Annotated in this window: 16 protein-coding genes and 4 pseudogenes; 11 read left to right on the top strand and 9 right to left on the bottom strand. The window is 69.4% G+C overall.

Translation table 11 applies throughout. From position 1 onward, the window contains the following. Positions 1–97: 97 nt before the first annotated feature. Positions 98–3277: an AfsR/SARP family transcriptional regulator gene (locus ABEA87_RS05210; protein WP_345626530.1), complete on the top strand. Its 3180-nt coding sequence runs from the start codon at positions 98–100 to the stop codon at positions 3275–3277. Here ABEA87_RS05210 and ABEA87_RS05205 read toward each other — a convergent pair. Beyond that, positions 3231–3743, bottom strand: a complete 513-nt coding sequence (locus ABEA87_RS05205) for a Calx-beta domain-containing protein (RefSeq protein ID WP_345626528.1) — start codon at positions 3741–3743, stop codon at positions 3231–3233. The two genes, ABEA87_RS05210 and ABEA87_RS05205, sit on opposite strands and share 47 nt — an antisense overlap. Positions 3744–3936: 193 nt before the next feature. On the opposite strand from ABEA87_RS05205, the gene ABEA87_RS05200 reads away from it, so the two are divergent. The 4 genes from ABEA87_RS05200 (at position 3937) to ABEA87_RS05185 (ending at position 8517) form a co-directional block, all read left to right on the top strand. Then, entirely contained in the window at positions 3937–4671 is a 735-nt protein-coding gene (locus ABEA87_RS05200) for a hypothetical protein (protein ID WP_345626526.1), read from the top strand. A 99-nt stretch (positions 4672–4770) separates the two neighbouring features. Then, positions 4771–5424, top strand: a complete 654-nt coding sequence (locus tag ABEA87_RS05195; RefSeq protein WP_345626524.1) for an SdpA family antimicrobial peptide system protein — start codon at positions 4771–4773, stop codon at positions 5422–5424. After that, positions 5418–6431, top strand: a complete 1014-nt coding sequence (locus ABEA87_RS05190; protein WP_345626522.1) for a sporulation-delaying protein SdpB family protein — start codon at positions 5418–5420, stop codon at positions 6429–6431. The genes ABEA87_RS05195 and ABEA87_RS05190 overlap by 7 nt, the downstream gene beginning before the upstream one ends. A gap of 388 nt (positions 6432–6819) precedes the next feature. Continuing rightward, positions 6820–8517, top strand: a complete 1698-nt coding sequence (locus ABEA87_RS05185) for a serine/threonine-protein kinase (protein WP_345626520.1) — start codon at positions 6820–6822, stop codon at positions 8515–8517. Between the two features lie 6 nt (positions 8518–8523). On the opposite strand, the gene ABEA87_RS05180 is transcribed toward ABEA87_RS05185, so the two are convergent. Beyond that, a complete protein-coding gene (locus ABEA87_RS05180; RefSeq protein ID WP_345626518.1) occupies positions 8524–9450 on the bottom strand; it encodes a hypothetical protein in 927 nt (308 codons plus the stop codon). Positions 9451–9621: 171 nt separating this feature from the next. On the opposite strand from ABEA87_RS05180, the gene ABEA87_RS05175 reads away from it, so the two are divergent. Further along, complete coding sequence (locus tag ABEA87_RS05175; RefSeq protein WP_345626516.1) at positions 9622–10251, top strand: UDP-N-acetylglucosamine 2-epimerase; 630 nt, start codon at positions 9622–9624, stop codon at positions 10249–10251. Positions 10252–10577: 326 nt separating this feature from the next. Next, a pseudogene (locus ABEA87_RS05170) lies at positions 10578–10761 on the top strand (transposase); the annotation flags it as partial. 181 nt (positions 10762–10942) lie between these two features. On the opposite strand, the gene ABEA87_RS05165 reads toward ABEA87_RS05170, so the two are convergent. Next, a complete protein-coding gene (locus tag ABEA87_RS05165; protein WP_345626514.1) occupies positions 10943–11659 on the bottom strand; it encodes a TetR/AcrR family transcriptional regulator in 717 nt (238 codons plus the stop codon). A gap of 65 nt (positions 11660–11724) precedes the next feature. Between ABEA87_RS05165 and ABEA87_RS05160 the strand changes: the two genes are divergently transcribed. Next, positions 11725–12258 (top strand): hypothetical protein, encoded by a 534-nt coding sequence (locus tag ABEA87_RS05160; protein ID WP_345626512.1) that lies wholly within the window; start codon positions 11725–11727, stop codon positions 12256–12258. Between the two features lie 157 nt (positions 12259–12415). Here the strand turns inward: ABEA87_RS05160 and ABEA87_RS42540 are convergent. Then, positions 12416–13731 (bottom strand): annotated as a pseudogene (locus ABEA87_RS42540) (IS701 family transposase); the annotation flags it as partial. 151 nt (positions 13732–13882) lie between these two features. Then, positions 13883–14338: a hypothetical protein gene (locus ABEA87_RS05140; protein WP_345626506.1), complete on the bottom strand. Its 456-nt coding sequence runs from the start codon at positions 14336–14338 to the stop codon at positions 13883–13885. A 387-nt stretch (positions 14339–14725) separates the two neighbouring features. Here ABEA87_RS05140 and ABEA87_RS42535 point away from each other — a divergent pair, with 387 nt between their 5' ends. Further along, positions 14726–15379: a zinc ribbon domain-containing protein gene (locus ABEA87_RS42535; protein WP_425570763.1), complete on the top strand. Its 654-nt coding sequence runs from the start codon at positions 14726–14728 to the stop codon at positions 15377–15379. A gap of 47 nt (positions 15380–15426) precedes the next feature. Here the strand turns inward: ABEA87_RS42535 and ABEA87_RS05135 are convergent, their stop codons facing one another. Beyond that, positions 15427–15831 carry a winged helix-turn-helix transcriptional regulator gene (locus tag ABEA87_RS05135; protein ID WP_345626504.1) on the bottom strand — a complete coding sequence of 135 codons (405 nt, stop codon included), beginning with the start codon at positions 15829–15831 and terminating at the stop codon, positions 15427–15429. Between the two features lie 65 nt (positions 15832–15896). On the opposite strand from ABEA87_RS05135, the pseudogene ABEA87_RS42530 reads away from it, so the two are divergent. Together ABEA87_RS42530 and ABEA87_RS05130 are read left to right on the top strand one after the other, a co-directional pair. After that, positions 15897–16028: pseudogene (locus tag ABEA87_RS42530) on the top strand (NAD(P)-binding domain-containing protein); the annotation flags it as partial. Positions 16029–16075: 47 nt separating this feature from the next. Further along, positions 16076–16483, top strand: a complete 408-nt coding sequence (locus tag ABEA87_RS05130; RefSeq protein WP_345626502.1) for an NADPH-dependent F420 reductase — start codon at positions 16076–16078, stop codon at positions 16481–16483. A gap of 165 nt (positions 16484–16648) precedes the next feature. Here the strand turns inward: ABEA87_RS05130 and ABEA87_RS05125 are convergent, their stop codons facing one another. The 3 genes and pseudogenes from ABEA87_RS05125 to ABEA87_RS05115 all read right to left on the bottom strand — a co-directional run. Further along, entirely contained in the window at positions 16649–17323 is a 675-nt protein-coding gene (locus ABEA87_RS05125; protein WP_345626501.1) for a TetR/AcrR family transcriptional regulator, read from the bottom strand. Between the two features lie 539 nt (positions 17324–17862). Continuing rightward, positions 17863–18393 carry a hypothetical protein gene (locus ABEA87_RS05120; protein ID WP_345626499.1) on the bottom strand — a complete coding sequence of 177 codons (531 nt, stop codon included), beginning with the start codon at positions 18391–18393 and terminating at the stop codon, positions 17863–17865. A 235-nt stretch (positions 18394–18628) separates the two neighbouring features. Continuing rightward, positions 18629–18883: pseudogene (locus tag ABEA87_RS05115) on the bottom strand (IS21 family transposase); the annotation flags it as partial. Positions 18884–18915: the final 32 nt, after the last annotated feature.

Raw genomic sequence — 18915 nt, 5'->3', positions numbered from 1 at the left:
TACGGGGCGGCGGCTGTCGCCGGGTTGCCGACTAGTTGCGGACTTCATGTCGACCGTGTGGATACTGTGCTCGCAGTCCGATCGAGGGGAGTTGGTGGTGCGGCACAGCCGGACCATGCCCACGCCCGCCGCGGCCACACGCGGGCAGCTCGCAGCGCCGCCGCCCGGCCCGGTCGAGGTCCTGGTGCTCGGCCCGATCGAGGTGGTCGGCCCGGCCGGCCCCGCGGTCCTGTCCGGTACTCGACAGCGTGCCCTGCTCGGCCTGCTGGCCATGCACGCGCCGATGCTGGTGCCGCGCTCGCGGCTGATCGACGCGCTGTGGGGCGAACAGCCGCCGCGTACCGCCGTCAAGACGCTGCACAGCCACATCGCCCGGGTGCGCCAGGCGCTGGAGGACTGCGCACCGCCCGGCGTGCTGGTCACCAGGGACCCCGGTTACCTGCTCGCGGTGGAGCCGGCCGCGGTCGACGCCCGGCGCTTCGAGCAGGGGCTGCGCAGCGCCCAGCGAGACCTCGCCGAGGACGCCCCGGACCGCGCCGCGGCCACCCTGCGCGCCCACCTGGCCTTGTGGCGCGGCGACGCGTTCGCCGACGTGCAACCGCTGGGCTGGGCCGCGGCCGAGGTCGACCGGCTGCACGAGCAGCGGCTGAGCGCGCACGCCGAGCTGTGGGAGGCGGAACTGCGGCTGGGCCGGCACGTGGCCGCGGTCGGCGAGCTGGAGCGGCTGCTGGTCAGCTACCCGATGCGCGAGCGGCTGGTCGGCCTGCTCATGCTCGCCCTGTACCGGTGCGGGCGGCACGCCGACGCGCTGGAGGCGTACCGGCGGCTGCGAGCGCGCCTCGCCGAGGAACTGGGTGCCGACCCCGGGCCGGACATCCAGCGGCTGCACGTTCAGATGCTGCGCCGCGACCCGTCCCTGCAACCGCCGGCACCGCCGCACCCGCACCTGACCCAGGCGCAGCACAACCCAGGGGCGCGAAACCTGGAGGCGTCGCAGCAGCGTCCGGCGCTCAGCACGCCCGTGCCGGTACCGGCGCAGCTGCCCGCCCCGGCCGGACACTTCGTCGGGCGGAGCACCGCGCTGGCCGAGCTTGACCGGGTGCTGGACGGCGGTGAGCGGCCGGGCGTCGTGGTGGTCTGCGGACCCGGCGGCATCGGCAAGACGGCGCTGTCGGTGCAGTGGGCACACGCCGCCGCCGACCGGTTCCCGCACGGCCAGATCTTCCTGGATCTGCGCGGCGACGGTCCGGCGGCGATGACCGTAGCCGAGGCCATGGCGCACGTGTTGACCAGTCTCGGCGTGCCGGCGTCCCGGATCCCGGCGCAGCCGTCCGGGCTGTACCGTTCGCTGCTGCACGGGCGGCGGGTGCTGATCGTGGCGGACAACGCCGGTAGCGCCGCGCAGGTGTTGCCGCTGGTGCCGGCCGGCCCGGGGGCGCTGCTGCTGGTCACTGCCCGCAGCCGGCTCGCCGCGCTGGCCACCCACCACAGCGTGGACGTGGTCGTTGTCCAGGCACTGGAGCACCACGAATCGGTCACGCTGCTGCGCCGGCTGCTGGGCGTCGCACGGGTCGACGGCGAATCCACGCGCGCCGCCGACCTGGTCGAGCTGTGCGGCCGGATGCCCCTGGCGCTGCGCATCGCGGCGGCCAAGCTGGCCGCCCGCCCGCTGCGCCCGATCGGCGACCTGACCGAGGAACTGGCCGGCGACAACGTGCTCGACGGGCTGGCCATCGACGCCGACTCGGGCGTGCGGGCCGTGTTCGCCAGCGCCTACCGGGTGCTGAGCCCGCCGGCCGCCCGGGTCTTCCGGCTGCTCGGGCTGCACCCCGGGCCGACCTTCACCACCCACCTCGCCGCGGCCGCGACCGCGTTGACGCAGGCCGAGGCCGCACGCGCGCTGGACGAGCTGGCGGCCGCGCACCTGCTGGTCGAGGTGACCAGCGGGAGGTACCGGTTCCACGACCTGATCGGGGTCTACGCCGCCGAGTGCGCGCAGCGGGAGGAGCCGCACGCGGCCCGTGACGAGACGGTGGCGCGGGGGCTGGACTGGTACCTGGGCGTGGCCGACGCGGCGAACCGGATCATTGATCAGGGTCGCGACCGGGTGGTCGCCGCGCCTCGGTACCTGCCGCAGCGGCTGCCGTTCACCGCCGACGTCCAGCAGGCGCTCGCCTTCCTCGACAGCGAACGCGCCAACCTGCTGCCGGTCGTGCGCTACGCCGCCCAGCACGGCCACCTGACCACCGCGTGGCAGCTGACTTACCTGCTGACCGGCTTCTTCGACTCGCGCGGGCACTGGACACAGCGGGTGGAAATCTGCCGTTGGGGGGTACGCGCCGCCCACGGCCAGGGCGACGAGGGGCTGATGCGCAGCGGGCTCGGCGTGGCGTACATCATGACCCGGCGCTTCGACGAGGCCCTCGACGAACTGCACCAGGCGCTGGAGCTGATGCGCAAGCACGGCGACCAGCGCGGCGAGGCGCACGTGTACAACAACATCGCGGTGGCCTACGCGGGCATGCGCCGCTTCGACGAGGCGATCGAGGCCTACCACGAGGCGCTGACCCGCCACGCCGTGCAAGACCGGTCGCTGGGTGTCGCGCTGGCGCTGAACAACCTCGGCGATGCGTACGTGCGGATGGGCCGCCCCGACCTGAGCCTGGAGTACCTCGACCGGGCCCTGGCGGCCACCCGCGAGATCCGCAACGCCCGGCTGGAGGCGGCCACGCTCAGCGGGCTGGGCCAGGCGCACCTGCGAAGCGGCGACCTGGACCCGGCGCTGACCCGGCTCGGCGAGGCCCTGGCGATCCGTGAGCAGACCGGGGACCGGCACTACGCGGCCGAGACGTTGAACAACCTGGGTCGGTGCCACCTGGCCCGCGGCGACCAGCGGGCCGCCCTCACCCACCTGCGCCGCGCCCTGCAGCTCAGCCAGGAGATCGCCGACCAGCACCTGGAGGCGCTCATCCTGGACACCATCGGCCGCGCGTACCTCGACGGCGGCGACCTCACCGCGGCCCGCAGCTACCTCAAACTCGCCCTCGCGCTGCGCATCCGCACCCCGGACGCGTACGAGACCGCCAACGTGCACCGCGACCTGGGCGACCTGCAGGAGCGGGCCGGCAACCCGCACGAGGCGCGCTCGCACCGGGAGCAGGCGGTCGACCTGTACCGCAAGGCCAACGCGTCCGCCGAGGCGGACGCGTTGGCCTTGCGCCAGCACCCCGCTACTTCCGCGCAGGCGTCTTGCCCGGCTGACCGGCCGCGATGGTGACGGTGGCCGCGGTGCGCAGCAGTCTGCCCTGCGACGGCCTGGACAGCTCGACCAGCAACGTCCGGTCCCGGTCCAGCGGCTTGCCGACAGTCAGCTCGATGACGCCGCTACCCACCTGGCTGCCCTTCGGCACCGTCACCAGAGCGTCCTTGACCGGCGTGTAGTCGACTCCCGCCACGGCGCTACGGTCGACGGTCGTGTAGTGCACCACCACGTCGTCCTCGGCGATCCAGCCGATGAACACCGGGACCGTGCAGCGGTACGGTGGCACTTCCCAGCAGATCGCGTCGTTCACCGTCATGCAGTCGCGGCACAGGCTCACCGTCGGTGCCGGCGTGGTCGGCGCCGCCGCGGGCATGAGCCCCGTCCCGCTCGCCCCCGCTGGCCCCGCACCCAACCCGAACACCATCGCCACCATCGCCGCCAGGACCACCCCGGCGACGCCCAACCGCCGCGACATCGTCATGTCACCGTCTCCTCTCCCCGAATCTGTGTCCACGGTAGGAACCGGCGGTTGTGGAACGGTTGTGGCGCTCAACCAGGCCACTGTGCCGGGCGAAGTGGGCCCGAACTGGTCCTGTCGAGCGGCGCGATCCCATCGCAGTCTCGTCTACGAACCGGGCGGCGCGCCCGGTCGGGAGGACGAGGAGACCCTCGGAATGAAAGTGCATAAGGCGTTTCGTGGACGGCGCCGCTGGGCCACCGTACTGGTGGCGGGGGCGCTGGCCGGTGCCGCGGTGGTGACGCAGAGCCAGGCCGCCTCGGCGGCGAGCAAGGTTCCGGTGTTCAGCGCGGCCCAACTGTCCGACGCGCTGATGTTCAAGGACGGCCCGGCGGCGCCGTACCTGGCCTCGCTGCAACGTGATCCGGTGAAGTGGACCGACGCGCAGCGTCAGGCGGAACGGACCCTCGACGCCGCGATCAGCAAGGACCCGAAGTGGTCGGCGTCGTTCGCGGCGCGCATCCAGAGCGGCGATCCCAACCAGGTGCGCTCCGCGCTCAACGACCTGGCGGTGATGGCCCGTGGCGTGCTGGACAAGCTGTTCGGCCCCGACGCCATCGACCGGGCGGCCAGCCTGCTGCACGACGGAATCGGAAACGAGCTGGTCGAAAACTTCGACAACTTTATCGTCACGCGCACCGATCTGGACCAGGCGTTCGCCGTCATCGCCGATCAGAGCCGCGACGGCGGCGAGGACAACATCGCGGTGTACCAGAGCAACAACGCGATCGCGGTCGAGCGCAGCACGGCCTTCATCTGGAGCGAGTCGATCGTGATGCTGATCAACCGGGTGCCCACGGTCGACGACCCGGTCTACCAGGAGATGTCCATGCTCCAGGAACTGCTGGTGCGCACCATCACGCAGAGCCTCGAACTGCCGGCCGCCGGCTGAGTCGACAGGAGACACATCCATGAATTCCGTGCAGCGGCTCGCCCAGCAAGTCGTGGTGCGGGCCACCGCGACTGAGCTGTGGACGGCGGTGGGCTGAGGATGGGTACCGGCAGCGCGGTGCATGAGCACCGCACGACGGCGCCGGAGGGCGCCGGTACCACCGAAATCGCCCCATCAGCCGAACCCGTGGCGACGCCGCAGGAAGCCCAGCGCGAACAGTCGCGGCTGGGGCGGCGCGTCGCCGCACTCGCGGTGCTGGCGCTGGTCGTGGTGGTGTACGTGGTGCAGGCCGCGCTGCCGGTCACCGCGTTCAGCCTGCCGTTGGATAAGAGTCAGCAGATACGCGGCCTGGTACCCGAGGGTTGGGCGTTTTTCACCAAGAGCCCGCGCATCCCGGATCCCACGGTCTACGGGCTCGGCAGCGGGGGCCGGTGGCGCACCCTGACCGAGTCCCCGCAGGCCGACCCGACCCGCGACAGCCTGTTCGGTCTGGACCGGCTCTCCCGGTCACAGGGCACCGAGGTGGCCATCGTGACCAACCAGATCCCCGCGAAGGCGTGGACCGAGTGCACCCGGCAAGCCACCGACTGCCTCTCGCAGCTAAGTCCCGCCGCCACCATCACGAATTTCTCGACACACCACTCCGTCTGCGGAAACGTGGGCGTGGCCATCCAGGAGGTACTGCCGTGGGCGTGGCACGGGTTGTCGACGGTGATGCCGTCGAAGGTCGCCCGGGTGGTGGTGACATGCTGACCAGGTTGCTGTGCGCCCTCGGGCGGTGGGCGCAGCCGCGGCTGGCGCGCGCGCCCTGGGGATCCGGGCTGGGACTGGCCCGTACCGTGCTGGCCGTGGGCACGCTCGCCACGCTGCTGGCCACCTCGCCTCGGGTACTGATGTCGCCGCTGTCCAACGGGGTCATCCCGCCGATCTGCGGGGGCATCGCGAAGGCCGGCGTGTGGTGCGTGATACCGGCCGGTCACGGCGAGGCCGCGCGCTGGCTGAGCATCACGGTGCTGCTGCTGACCGCGTCTGGATGGCGTCCCCGGGTGACCGGGGCGCTGCACTGGTACGTGGCTTGGAGCCTGATGGCCAATGCGACGATCCAGGACGGCGGCGACCAGATCACTGCCGTGCTGACCCTGGTGCTGGTCCCGGTCACGCTGACCGATTCCCGTCGCTGGCACTGGCAGCGGCCGCCCGAGGGGACCGCCGCTGGCACCGGCCGCGTGGTCGCCTACGCCTGCCTGATTCTGGCCCAGATCCAGATGGCCGTGCTCTACTTCCAGGCGTCAGTGGCCAAGCTCGGGGTACGGGAGTGGGCCGACGGTACGGCGATGTTCTACTGGTTTCGCAACCAGACCTTCGGCGCCCCGGGCTGGCTGCGCCCGCTGACCGACGCGGTGACCAGTTCGGCGATCAGCGTCTCGCTGCTGACCTGGGCGTCGATTGCGATCGAGTTTGCCCTCGCGGTGGCGATCCTGCTGCGCCCGCCGGCGAAGCGGCTGCTGCTCGCGGCCGGCCTGCTGTTCCACGACGCCATCGCGGTGAGCATGGGGCTCATCAGCTTCGACGTGGCGATGAGCGCTGGCCTGCTGCTGTACCTGCTGCCGATCGGGCATCAGGTGGCCGCACCGCGCTGGCTGCCGTGGCTGCGTGGCCGGCTGGCCCCGCTGACCGGGCGGCTGGGCCGCCCCGGCCCGGCGCGCTCGGCCGCCTCGCGCTCCGCCGCCTCGCGGCCGGCCGCGCCGGAGCCGGTGTGACCTAACCCCCGACAGGAACCCGGGATGACGGTGCGGTCGCGCTGACATGACAGCGATCGCACCGTCCCGGTGCGGGCTGGTCAAGGATATGGTCCGTCGCACCGGCTGCTCGACGGTGTACAAGTTCTTCGCCGGCGAAAGGCCTTTGAGCTCGAACGCCGGTAACCGTGCCACAGGCAGACCTCTACGCTGCCGTACTCGATCTGACCAAGTAAGTGTCAGCACATCGACAACAATGTCGCAGGCACACGCGCCGGTCGGCCCTCGAAGCTGCCCGCCGGACCGATCCGGGTCGGTGCATCGACAACGTACAGTGCCGAGCGGGACCGGCGTCCGCGCGGACAGCTCGCGTGACCGGTCACCGCGGCCGTTGAGGAGGCGGCGCACGATGAGCGCATGGAGCGTTCCGGGGTATACGGAGATTCGGGAGTTGGGCAAGGGGGGTTCGGGTCGGGTCGTGCTCGCCGCGCACGACGCGACCGGCATCACCGTGGCCATCAAATACCTGGTCGATGACCTCTCACGCGACGACAGCTTCCTCGGCGACTTCCGGGGCGAGGCCCAGATCCTGGCCGAACTGGACAGTCCCTACATCACGCGCCTCTACGAGTACGTCGAGATGGCCGGTCACGCCGCGATCGTGATGGAGCTGGTCGACGGCGTCTCGATGCGTACGCTGATCGGCGAACGCGGCCCGGTCGAACCGCAGGCCGCGCTCGTCGTGCTGAAGGGATCGCTGATCGGGCTCGCCGCGGCGCACCGCCGCGGGGTGGTCCACCGCGACTACAAACCGGCGAACGTGCTCGTCGACACCGAGGGCACCAGCAAGCTCGCCGACTTCGGTCTCGCCATCCACCGCGGCGAGCAGGGGCTGCTCGCCGGCACCCCCAGTTACATGGCGCCCGAGCAGTGGCGCAGCGGCGGCGCGACGCCCCAGACCGACATCTATGCCACGACCGCGACTTTCTTCGAGGCACTGACCGGTCACCCGCCCTACGTCGTGGAGGGCGACCGGGATCAGCTGTACCGCGCGCACGAGCAGGCGCCCATTCCGGTCGACGACGTCCCGCCGGCGCTGCGTGACCTGCTGCGCCGGGGGCTCGCGAAGGATCCGGCGCAGCGGCCCCGCAACGCCATCACGTTCCTCCGGGAACTGGAGGTTGTGGCCGGCGACGCGTACGGCGCGCAGTGGGAGGCCGAGGGGCGGCGCAGGCTCGCGCAGCGGGTCGCGCTGCTCGCGCTGCTGCTGCCCCGCCCGAAGGCACCCACCCCGCCGATCGCCTCGTCCGCCTTCGCCTGGACCCGACTCGGCGGTGGCACGCCGCGCAGGCGGACCACCGCGGTCGTGGCCGCGGCGATCGTGCTCGCCGGCATCATTTTTGCGCAGGTCGCGCTCGCCGCTGAGGCACCGAAGACAGTACTGTCCGCGGCGTCGACGACCCCGATGCCCGCGACCGTGGTGGACGGGACCACGTCGCTGCCCCCGAGCCCGGCGGGCTCCGCTACGCCGACGCCCACAGCGACGCCCACGCCCACAGCGGCGCCGTCGTCGTCGACACCGGCCGCGCCCACCCCGCCGCCGACGGGTAACCCAAAGGACAAGAAACCCCCGAATAGCGCGCAGAATCCGACCAACGCGCCGACACCGACGGCTGTGGCCACCAAGACCACGCCGCCGGCACCGGCGCCGACCCCGACGGCTGCGGCGCCCTCGCCATCGACCCAGCTGACCTTCCAGCGCTTCCTCGTCAACGGCCAGCTGACCTCCACGACGTGCGGCGGAGCGACCTGCAACGCCATCACGTGGACCGCGACCATGCTCGCATCCGGCAGCGGAGACGCCACGCTGCACGTGCGCTACTTCCCGGTCTCGGTGACCGGCACGCCGGCGAGCAGCCCGTCGCAACAGTGGGATGTCCCGATCACGGTGACGCGCAGCGGAACGATTCAGAGCACCGACTCCGCCAGCGTCGCCGATGCGTGCGGCGATCTGAGCCAGGTGCAGATCACCGCCACGATCACCGTCGGCGGCCAGACCCTGGGCAGCGACACCGCCGGCCCGCTAGCCTGCTACCGCATCGGCTGACCGGCGCTACCCGCACGAGTACCCGAAATGCGCCGATCCGTTCGGCGCCTGCGGGCTGAGCAGGTGCAGCGTCGCGCTCGCGGTCAGGGAGCCCTCACCGGTGAACTTCCAGTAGAGATGCACCGTCGTGCTGCGCTGGCCGAGCCCGACGCTCTGCGTCAACGTGCCCGAAGTCTGCCCGTCGCTGCGCAGCCACTCGTAGGAGATGGTGCCGGACTTGCCGTTGGTGACGATGGTGCCGACGATGTCGTACTGCACGTCGCACTGACCGTCGAGCCGCTGCGCCGGCGCGACCGTGACGTGTGCGACCTGGACCTTGTTGTGTAGGTGCTGCCACCACTGCCACCCGGTCCACGCCGCGGCGGCGATGAGCACGACCGTCGCGAGCGAGCTGAGCACCCGCACCGTGCGGCCCCATATCCGTCGCGGCATCGAGCGGACATCGGGGTAGTTCGCTGGCTTCGTGGGTGGGATGACGCCACGGCCGATACGCACCGGTGCGGCCCCGTCACCACTTCCCATCCCGAACTCCGTCGGCGTGCGGAGGTCGGGCTCGATACCCCGAGCAGGGCTGTGCGCGGGTATCCGCCGGGGCAGCCCAACCGGGGTCTGCGGCGGGGGATCCACTGAAGGGTCTCGGGTCTCGGGCACCGTGGCCCCCGCGGAGTCGTCGCGTGCCTCGACGTACGCGGTGTGGTCGATCCGGGTAACGGCCAGCCGATCCGGATCCGTGCGCACGGTCGTGCCGACCGGGATGGTCCGGCCCGCAGTGTCCGCCGGCCGCGTGGTGTCCGGCAGGGGCGTGGTCTCGGCCATGTCCGCGCTGTCCGCGACGCGCCTGGTCTGGCCGGCGTGCGCCGTCTCGTCGAGGCGTACCGTCTCATCGAAGTTGACGGTCACGCCGTCCTGATCGCCGCCGCCGTACATGGTCATGACTCCACTCCTGGCCACCCACCGGAACGGTCCACAATCGACGCTCGTCAGCCGTTGCTGCTGCGAGCCGGGCCCTCGCCCGCGCTATCAACGTCCGTTTCCCAAAACCGTTGATGGCGCGTCGACCACTGACCTTACGCACACAGACTAAGACGCCCGCGCACGTCCGCGATGTGCCGATGCGGCGCTCTCTACGCCCAGGTCCGGCTTCCGTTGATCGAGATGGACCTGAATCTGATGACGGACGGCCAGTCCCTGGCGGGCCTCACCGCCAGGATCGCCGAACGGATGGACGCCGCACTGGGCGACCTGAATCCGGACCTGCTGGTCGTCCAGGGCGACACCACGACGACTATGGCCGTGTCGCTGGCCGCGTTCTACCAGCGCATCCAGCCGCGGGAGAGTGACGACCCGCGTCCGGTCTGGACCCCTGGCCGAGGCCCGCTGCTTCCTCTGATTGATACCAGGCCGCGGTCGAAGACGGCGGGCGTATCGGAGTATATGTTTGGTCAGCCGTTAGGGCCGGACAACGTGACCAGCCGGTTCAATCAACTTGTTGTCCGGGCCGGGGTCCGGCCGATCGGCCCGCACCAGGTCCGGCAGCTTCTCGCCTCCGACCTTCTCGATACTGGGTACGGCATTCCCGAGGTGGCTGAGCGGCTCGGTCATGATCCCGGGACGCTGATGCGCTACTACTCCCGGGTCAACGTGGTTCGCCGTCGTCAAGCCGCCGATCATATTGTCGAGCTGGTCGCGCCAGCCGAGGCCGTCCCCGTAGCGACGCGGCACTCGCGCCGCTGACGTCTCGTGTGGGGAGCGGCGCGTTCGACATCGAGCGACCACGGCCGTCACGACACACAGCCAGGTCAGCCGAGCCCGGGACGACGGTCACGTCGCATGTCACTGGCAGCCGTCGACCTCGCGAACGGTCGGGTTGATGGCGAAGGGCTCAGGTCGGCACCGCCCGCTGGGGCTCGCGGTTGCGGTCGCGGTTGATCCGGAGTGCGTGTCCCGGTCGTGGGTCATGCCCCGGTCGGGCCCGCGGGCCGTACGACTTGGGCGTGGCTGGTGTCCGGGAGGGCGGCGGGGCACGGGTATGACGAATGTTACGCCCGGTTTGTCAACCATTGTTCGTGCTCTACACCGCGATACCCGGGGAGTACCTACCCCAGGAACTCAGGTTCGGCCCGGGAATGACCTGCTGGCGCAGGTTGAGGGCCTGGAACGACGCCGGCGTCTGGCAACAGCTGCACGAGGTACTGCTGGGCAGGACTCCGGGCCGCCGGACAACTGGACATGTCCCGGGCGGCTGGGCGTGTACCGGTGGGTCGTCGAGCACGGCTTCTCACTGCTGTACGGGTTCCGTCGTATGCGCATGAGCTGGGAAATCCGCGACGACATCCACGAAGCGTTCCTGCGCCTTGCCTGCGTCATCAGCTGCTGGCATCGCTTCGCTAAAGTTCCGCTTTGAACTCGGTGGGCGATAGACAGGTCAACGGCGTCGGTGCCTCGATCCCGGCGCTGATCGGAGATGTCCTTGAGAGCCCATTCCTTGGCCCCGGCTGTTCCCCAATCGAGTACCCTGATTTGAGCCACTCGTGGCCGGACTGCCGCTTTCCGGTTCCGCGGTCAGCTCGTCGAGGTACGCGTTGAGCTGCGCGATCATGTCTCCGGCGGTGAGATGTCCGGCGAGCACGTGTACGGACAGCCCGTCAACGAGGGCGTGCAGCCGGTGGGCCAGGTTTTCCAGCGTTACGTGCCCCTGGGTCAGGGCATTTTCGGCGTCGAGGTGCCGGAGCAGTTGGAGGCACAGCTCGTACATGCTGCTGAAGTGCAGGCGCTGCACGCGTGCGAGTTCGGGGTCGCTGAGGCCGAGTGCCAGAAAAGCGAAGGCGATGGATGCCTCGGTGTGACGGGTGGTATCGGCCGGCATGGTCTGCAGGAGGGTGTCGCTGACCGCTTGGCGCGCACTACCCGTGCGGCGCATGGTTGACACGCGGCTGGTTACCTCGTCGATGACCTGTTGGCACGCGAACGCGAGCAGCTCGGCGCGGGTGGAGAAATAGTGTCGCAGCGCGCCTGAGGACCATCCGGCCTCGGCGGCCACCGAGCGGATGGAGACATCTGCGACGCCGTCGCGGACGGTCACCCGCCAGAGCGCTTCGGCGAGTTCCCGGCGGCGGACTTCGTGGTCGACGACCTTCGGCACCCGTCCATTATCGCACGGTCATGCTATAAAAGATAACACGAGTGTGCGACAAAAGGGAGACGAGTGTGCTCGCGCTGATCGTCGGATGTGAGGTCGCATTCTGGATTCTGCTGGCGACTGCGCTGGCCACCCGCTATGTCCTGCCTGCACGGAAGCTTGGTGCGGTCCTGCTGATAAGCGTGCCCCTCGTGGACGTGGTCCTTGTTGTGGCCTCGCTGGTCGACCTGCGGCGTGGCGGCGAGGCCTCGCCGTCGCACGGCCTCGCGGCGATCTACCTCGGCGTATCCGTCGCCTTCGGACGTCAGATGGTCAGCTGGGCCGGCCAGCGTTTCGCGCGTCGGTTCGCCCATGGGCCTGCACCTACCCGGCCACCGCTGGTCGGTCGCGATCACGCCTCCCACGAGCGTCGCCAATGGCTTCGGCACCTGCTCGCTTATCTGATCGCCACTGGTGTGCTCGGCCTGTTCACCCTGCTGGTTGGGGACATCGACCGTACGGTGCCGATGTGGGCACCTATGGCGCCGTGGGCGATCGCGCTCGTCATCGACTTCGTCATCTCGTTCAGCTACACCCTGGCGCCACGCAAGACGCGCGGCTGAGCCAGACGACTCCCGGTCATCATTTTGTGAGGAGTTCTTAGTAGTGCTTTGTTAGGTTGGGACCAGTTGGCGGCAGAAGGGGCAGAACCCGAGCCACGTCGCGAGTAGGTATTGCAGTTGCCGGAGGGCGGCGTAGAGGCTCAGATTTGCCCCGCTGCTTTGGGCGCGTCAGCCGTAGTAGGGTGAGGAACAGTTGGGCGGCCGCAGCGAGGGTGACGTGGCGGTGCCAGCCGATCCAGGAGCGGCCTTCGAAGTGGTCTAGGCCCAGGCCGGTCTTGAGTTCGCGGTAGTCGTGTTCGACGCGCCAGCGGCTCTTGGCCAGGTGGACCAGTTCGGTCAGCGAGGTTTCCGCGGACAGGTCGGACGGCCAGTAGTCGGTGGGTTCATCCTGGTCGGGAGACCATTGCACGAGCAGCCAGCATTCGGGTAGGACGCCGTCGTCGCGAAGAAGTGCCCGGCCAACTCGCCGGTAGGTCAGTCCGCCGCGCGGTCGGGGGCGGGTAGCGGGGCTCGCCAGCGCACCCGAGTCGTGGCGTCGGCGCCGTGGGCGAGGGCGAGTTCCTTGAGGCTGCGGGCGGGCTGCGGGTACTTCGGTGTGGGGTGCTTGCCGACCCCGGTGTAGGGGGCCTCGACGGGTTGGGCGTCGCCGGGCTGGGCGGTGGTGCTCGACGTGGTGGCCACGATGTAGCTGATACCCCGCTCGGTCAGGCCCTGACGGAACTCGGCGACCTGGCCGTAGCCGGCGTCAACGGTCAACAATGGCGGGCGCAGACCCACTCGGCCAATTCGTCGAGCATTCCAGGGCCATCAACCACTTTGGCCGGTACCGCTCACCGTCGGGCACCTTGGACGCTGCCCGCCGCCGCAGGGTCTGGTCGAGCTGCTCGGCGCGTGGCAACTGCTGGCGCACGTGTGGTTTCTTCACCCCGGCCTCATCCAGGGTGACCGGCTGCCGGCGCAGCCTGCGGGCGTGCGAGTTCGCGGGCTTCCCGTCGGGGTCGGGCACACAGGTGTCGTCCCAGGCCTCCGGCACGAACAGTCGCCAGTCCAACACTGCCGAGGCCGCGTCGGTCGCGGCGTGGACACTGACCGCGATCTGGCAGTTGGCGACCTTACCGAGGGTGCCGAAGTACTGCCGCGCTACACATGCCGAGGCTTACCGTCCTTGGGAAAGCCGGTGTCGTCGACCACCCACACCCGCGGCGCCACCACGTCAACCGCGGCCGTCGCCAGTCGTCGCCGGACACCAGCGACATCCCAGGTCGAGGACGTCGGGAACTGTTGCAGTTGCTGGTGATCGACCCCGAGCCGCTGCGCCATCGGCTGCATCGACTTACGCCGACCATCCATCATCAGCCCACGCAGGTATCGCAGGCCAGTCGCTCGCTGATCCGACCGCGGCAATCCCGCAAACACCTCTGCCGCAAAGTCTTCCAGCTGCGCCCGCACTCTAGACAGCTCCCGCCCATCCACATGTCGCAGCCAAACAGCCCAGCGACGCACATACAAGCGAAGATGCCACAAAAACCTAACAAAGTACTACTAGGCGGACGCGCAGGCGCGGGCATCCCGGCGGCGATGGTTGGTCACCGGGCCGAGCCGAGCCCGGCCGGTTGCTCGACGGTCACGTTCGCCACGTCGAGGGAAGCGAGTGTTTCGTCAACCAGGCGGTCAGCGACTCGGGCGCGGACAGCCGCAGGTCTCCGTTCGGGCTCCAGCGCAACCAGTCCGGGCTGAGCAGCCCCAGGGTAACCAGCCGCGATCCGTGGTCGTCAGCGACCTCGAACCACAGGTCAGGCACGCCCATCCAGTTCATGATCTCGGTATTGCGCAAGCGAAGCGCGCTGACCAGTTCCGCCAACGTGTCGGCTCCGGTCAGATTGGCGAGCAATGTCGGCGGTTCGCGGTCGCGTCGCTTCGGATCGGGTTCGACTCTGCCTTCTCGATCGAATACCCGCACGCGGCGGGCACGGCGCAGCATTTGCTCCAGCGACCGTACCAAGTCCTCGATCGTGGGCGCGGGAAGCTCCGCCTCGGCATCACCGGCGGGCAGGGGCGGATGCTCTGGCTCGATCGGCACGAGCGGATACTCTCATGGCCGCGGTCAGGGCGGTCGGACGCCCTCGATGGGCCTGCGGCTGGTTCATTCAACCGCCGCTGACCAGGATAGTGAGCCATTGCCAGTAACGACCGGTGGCGTTGTGTGATCATCGTGTTGACATCCAAGCGCGGAGCCGGTCGTGTCGGCAAGGCGTCCTGACCGGGCGACCCGGTGGCAAGGTGGGTCGGTTGCGAGTCGAGCACGAGGCGGTGTGCGCCCGGATCCGGCACCTCAACCACGCGCTGGCCTGGTCCACGGCCGGTTGGCTGGTCGATCAGGCCACCAGCGTGAAGGCCACCGTCATCTACCTCGAGACCCGCGGCGCATCCCGCAGCCTCAACCGGCGACTGTCCGGCGCGCGGCACAGTGTTCACCGCCGTGGCGCATCTGGCCGCGAAAGCCGGCATCGCGGTGGTTCGGGTCCCGGCCCCGGGCACCTCCTCGGGTTGCCCCCGCTGCGGCGCCGCCCTCAGGCACGTCAAAGCTCCAGACCGGCTCGTGGCCGGGTACCGGTGGGCAGTGTGCGGGTGCGGGCTGTCCGCCGATCGAGATCACGCCGCCGCGCAACGCATCGCCGCCCGCGGCCTGACCAACCAGACCACAACCCGCCGCGACCGCACCACCGGCACTGGGGTCATCCGCACCGCCACCGACACCCGATCCACCCGCGACGGCCCGCACGGCTCAAGAAGCAACCGCGGCCCCGCAGCCCCCAGTAAGTCGCGGCGGGATCGACGCAAGACCGGTCCCACCCGCACACAGGTCCAACCCCGGACTCTGCGATCTTCACCTCTGCTGCCCTTGCGACGGCAGGCTCCCGCCCCGTCAGCAGTCGCCCTACAGGCGGCTACCGGCAAGCGTCCGGCGGGACGGCTACCCCAGGAGACCCATCCAGGCCTCCAGGTACCGACCACGATTCCCACCCGCCCCCACCGGGTCCGCGATGCACTCCTCGGCCACGGCCTCCACCGCTTGGTACACCCCACACCAGTGCCAACGGCGAAGCGCCCGAATCACTGAGGAACACACAGGGAAATCAGAGACGCTCTTTGTGGGTACCGGCGTGATCAGTTTGACGTGACTGAATCGTAGGTCGCGCGTGCGGTGTCGATGTCGCCGATGTGCCGCTCAGCCCACTCGGTCACCATGGCCATCACCGGAAGGAGGGTCTCGCCGAGCGGCGTCAGCCGGTACTCGACGCGTGGCGGGATTGAATCGATCACGGATCGTGCCACCAGGCCGTCGCGTTGCAGCGCTTGCAGCGTCTGGGTGAGCATCTTCTGGGTGGCGCCGGCGACCGCGCGGGCCAGTTCGCCGTGCCGGCGTGGCCCGTCCGCTAGCTCCTTGAGGATCAGGCTGACCCAGCTGTCACCGAGCCGATCCAGACCGCGGTGTGTCGGGCATGCGGCCATCGATATCAGGTATGTCGAGCGTGCACCGGCCCGGCGTTCGTGTGCGCTGCTGGTGACCATCCGATCCTCCCGGCACCTTAAAGTGCCTACTGCCGTTGAGACATTATCCAGCCTACCGTCGGGGCATGAGTGGGATCGGAATTCTCGGCGCCGGCAACGTGGCTCGCGCACTGGCTCCGGCGCTGTCTGCCGCCGGACACGACGTCATCGTCGGTGCACGCGACCGTCTGGAGTCTGCGGCCGCCCGGGCGGAGATTGTCATCAACGCGCTGCCTGGCGCGGTGTCCATCGAGATACTCGGGGAGTGCGCCAAGCCCTGGCCGGCAAAGTGCTCGTTGACGTCGCCAACGCCGTGGAACAGGGGCCGGACGGCTTCGCGTCACGCCTGCTCTACCGAAACCTCGCGGACGAGCTTCAACGCGTGCTTCCCGATACTCGCGTGGTCAAGGCGCTGAACACGGTAGGACCGGCGGCGTTGATGGCTGACCCCGTCAGCTTGGCCGTACCGCCGTCGACCTTCCTGTCCGGTGACGATGCGGATGCCAAGAAAGCGGGGGCGGGTCTGCTGGCCGACCTCGGCTGGCCACCGCAGCGGATCATCGACCTCGGCGGTGTCGAAACTGCCTGGTGGCCGGAGTCCTTTGTGCTCATGGTTCGTCCGCTGATCGCAGTCTTGGGACCGGTGCCGTTCGCGCTGGCGATCGCCCAGTGAGCTCTATTTGCCAGGAAGGGGCGGTCGGCCCCAAGCTTGGGTGCCAACCACGTGCCCGTGCGGCGCGGTCCGGTGGTGGCGGTCATCGTCACCACCGGACCACGTGTCGTGGGCAGCGCCGCTTACTTCTTGCCCTTCTTGCTGCTCTTGTCCTTCTTGCCCTTCTTAGCCTTCTTCGCCATGGTGGTCGCCTCCTTCCCGCGATGACCGCCGTTGCCTCTTGGACGCCTTCTTGGCGGGCTCCGGCTCGGTAACGAACGTGGAACGCAGTAGCACCGACAGCCGCCGCGCCAGCTTCTTGCGCGACCACCGCCGATCGACGACGAGTGCCTCCAACACGTCGAACGACATCAACGCCCACAACATGTCGGTCGCGGTCTCGACCGTCCACGCCGGCGCGAGCCGCGCCTCAGCGGCGAGCCACTCGGCCAGCCGCCGGCACGATTTGCGCCACTGCCGCATCACCACGTCCCAGTAGTCCCCGGCATCGGGATCCGTTCCCCGCACCCGTTGGAACGCACGCCCGACCGGGATCAGCTCGGTGTGACAGCGGGCCACATGCTGCGCCCACTCATCGACGGCCGTCGCCGCATCAGGCGCTTGCCATACCGACGTCAGTGACGCGGCGAGTTCCGCCGACTCGATGACGGATTCGTACAGTGCGGTGACAAGCTCGGTTCGCGTAGCAAAGTGCAGGTACACCGCGCGACGCGTGACACCGGCGTGTTCGGCGACCGATGCCATGGTCACCGCCGCGACGCCATCCCGCTCGACCAGCGTCCGCGCCGCGGCGAGCAATGCCTGCCGCGTACGGCGACTACGCGCGTTGTGCTCAGCCACCGCACCGACCTCCCCGCTCCCAGCGTTAACTGCACAGCATGTGTACTTAACGAAAAGTACACACGATGTGCAGTTAACGCAAGGGCGCGAGGTGCCGGCGCGTCCCGGCTCCGCAAGCGAGCAGACACGCCGTACCGCGGTCGGCCACGCACGGATGCCGGTTGCGCACGGTGCGCGGGGCCCGAGAAGTTTCGCGCCATCTGGGCCAGGGCGGTGCCACCGAGCAGCAGGGGGCGCCGGCATCGGAGGCGTTGAGCGGCCGGCCGCTACCGGTTCGACGGCTGCTGGCCCGGAGGTCGTCCACTGTGGCCGCTGTGATCACGGGATCCCGACGCCTCGGCACCACGTAGTGCAGCACAGGGGTGCGACAACAACCGCCCACCACGACAAAGCCCAGGTCACAGAGCCACACCCGGCACTGCCGGCAGAACAGGGCAAAGGTTCTCTGACACGGCAATAGCTCGGCCGGTCAGGCCGGTCATTTCATCAACGCCTGGATCGGGCGCGCGCTCGATGCGCACGCGCCCGCGCGCGCCCGGTCAGGTAATGTCGACGTCTATCCAGGGAGAGCCGGGAATGAGGCTGCTGTTGCTCGCGGTCACCGTGAAGTCGCCGGACAGGACACTCGCCTTCCAGTAGGCGGGGCCGGTCTCGGGTAGGTCGAAGGCCAGCTCGATGGCGCCCTGCGCCACGACCGGTTCGCCGATCACCAGGTCGCAGACGATGCCGTAGTCGATGACGCCGCTGACGCTGCCGGTGGCCGTGGCCTGGTCAGCGATGATCTTCGTGCCGCTCTGGACGACCTGCGGGGGTTTGCCGTGGTAATAGCCGGCGGTCAGATTGTCGCGCTCCAACACCATGGTGCAGTTGGTGTAGTTCTGCACGATAAAGGCGACCTGGTGGGGATCGGCTGGCGGGAGCTGGATTGGCGGGAATCCGGGACTGCCAGGTCCGGTCGGTACTGGTGGCGTCGGGCCACCCACGGACGCCGAGGCGGCCGCCGCCGGCGCCAACGCGATCAGGGTGACCAGCGCGGCCGCGATGCCGAGTCGGGTGACAGTGATTCGCATCTACTCTCCTTTGTGGACATTCTCGCGGCAAGCATCCCCAGGCCGTCTGGACCACGGTGGCATGGTCGCGACGCTTTGTGGCATTGCTGACGGCTGGCCGACGGAAGATCGCTGGAGGCGTCTGCGTCTGCTATTGATCAAAGGTTGAGAATTCTGACCGACGCTATGCAGACGCGCGCGCCGGTCGGCGCCCCCAAAGTTGCTGTTCGAGGGGCGATACCCGCCGGCTGGTCGACGGAACGGTGAGTATCGGGGTGGACATCGACGACGAGACCGCCGGTGCGCTGACCCGTCCGGTTCCACCGATCGCGGACTCCCTGTCCCGGACCAACGTCCTGGTCACCGGACCGACCCCACCGATCAGCGTCCACCTGCCCGACAGGATGTCGCCGGCCTGCCGGGTCGGGATCATCGTCGCGGTCATGAACCGGGAGAATCCCAGCGTCATCATCAACACCGGCAGGACCCGTTCCTGACCCGGCCTGAGTGGTGTCCAGAGCGGCACCGCGCGCCGGCCGGTGT

It is taken from the genome of Rugosimonospora acidiphila (assembly GCF_039543385.1).
GTDB classification, from domain to species: Bacteria; Actinomycetota; Actinomycetes; order Mycobacteriales; family Micromonosporaceae; genus Rugosimonospora; species Rugosimonospora acidiphila.
Note: the sequence above shows the minus strand (reverse complement) of the source record. Positions and strands in the feature narration are given on the sequence as shown.

Bases quoted from the DNA above. Each gene is read 5' to 3' on its own strand.
- ABEA87_RS05205 (WP_345626528.1), bottom strand. From the start codon at position 3,743: ATGACGATGTCGCGGCGGTTGGGCGTCGCCGGGGTGGTCCTGGCGGCG.
- ABEA87_RS05200 (WP_345626526.1), top strand. From the start codon at position 3,937: ATGAAAGTGCATAAGGCGTTTCGTGGACGGCGCCGCTGGGCCACCGTA.
- ABEA87_RS05195 (WP_345626524.1), top strand. From the start codon at position 4,771: ATGGGTACCGGCAGCGCGGTGCATGAGCACCGCACGACGGCGCCGGAG.
- ABEA87_RS05190 (WP_345626522.1), top strand. From the start codon at position 5,418: ATGCTGACCAGGTTGCTGTGCGCCCTCGGGCGGTGGGCGCAGCCGCGG.
- ABEA87_RS05185 (WP_345626520.1), top strand. From the start codon at position 6,820: ATGAGCGCATGGAGCGTTCCGGGGTATACGGAGATTCGGGAGTTGGGC.
- ABEA87_RS05180 (WP_345626518.1), bottom strand. From the start codon at position 9,450: ATGACCATGTACGGCGGCGGCGATCAGGACGGCGTGACCGTCAACTTC.
- ABEA87_RS05175 (WP_345626516.1), top strand. From the start codon at position 9,622: ATGTGCCGATGCGGCGCTCTCTACGCCCAGGTCCGGCTTCCGTTGATC.
- ABEA87_RS05135 (WP_345626504.1), bottom strand. From the start codon at position 15,831: ATGGTCACCAGCAGCGCACACGAACGCCGGGCCGGTGCACGCTCGACA.
- ABEA87_RS05120 (WP_345626499.1), bottom strand. From the start codon at position 18,393: ATGCGAATCACTGTCACCCGACTCGGCATCGCGGCCGCGCTGGTCACC.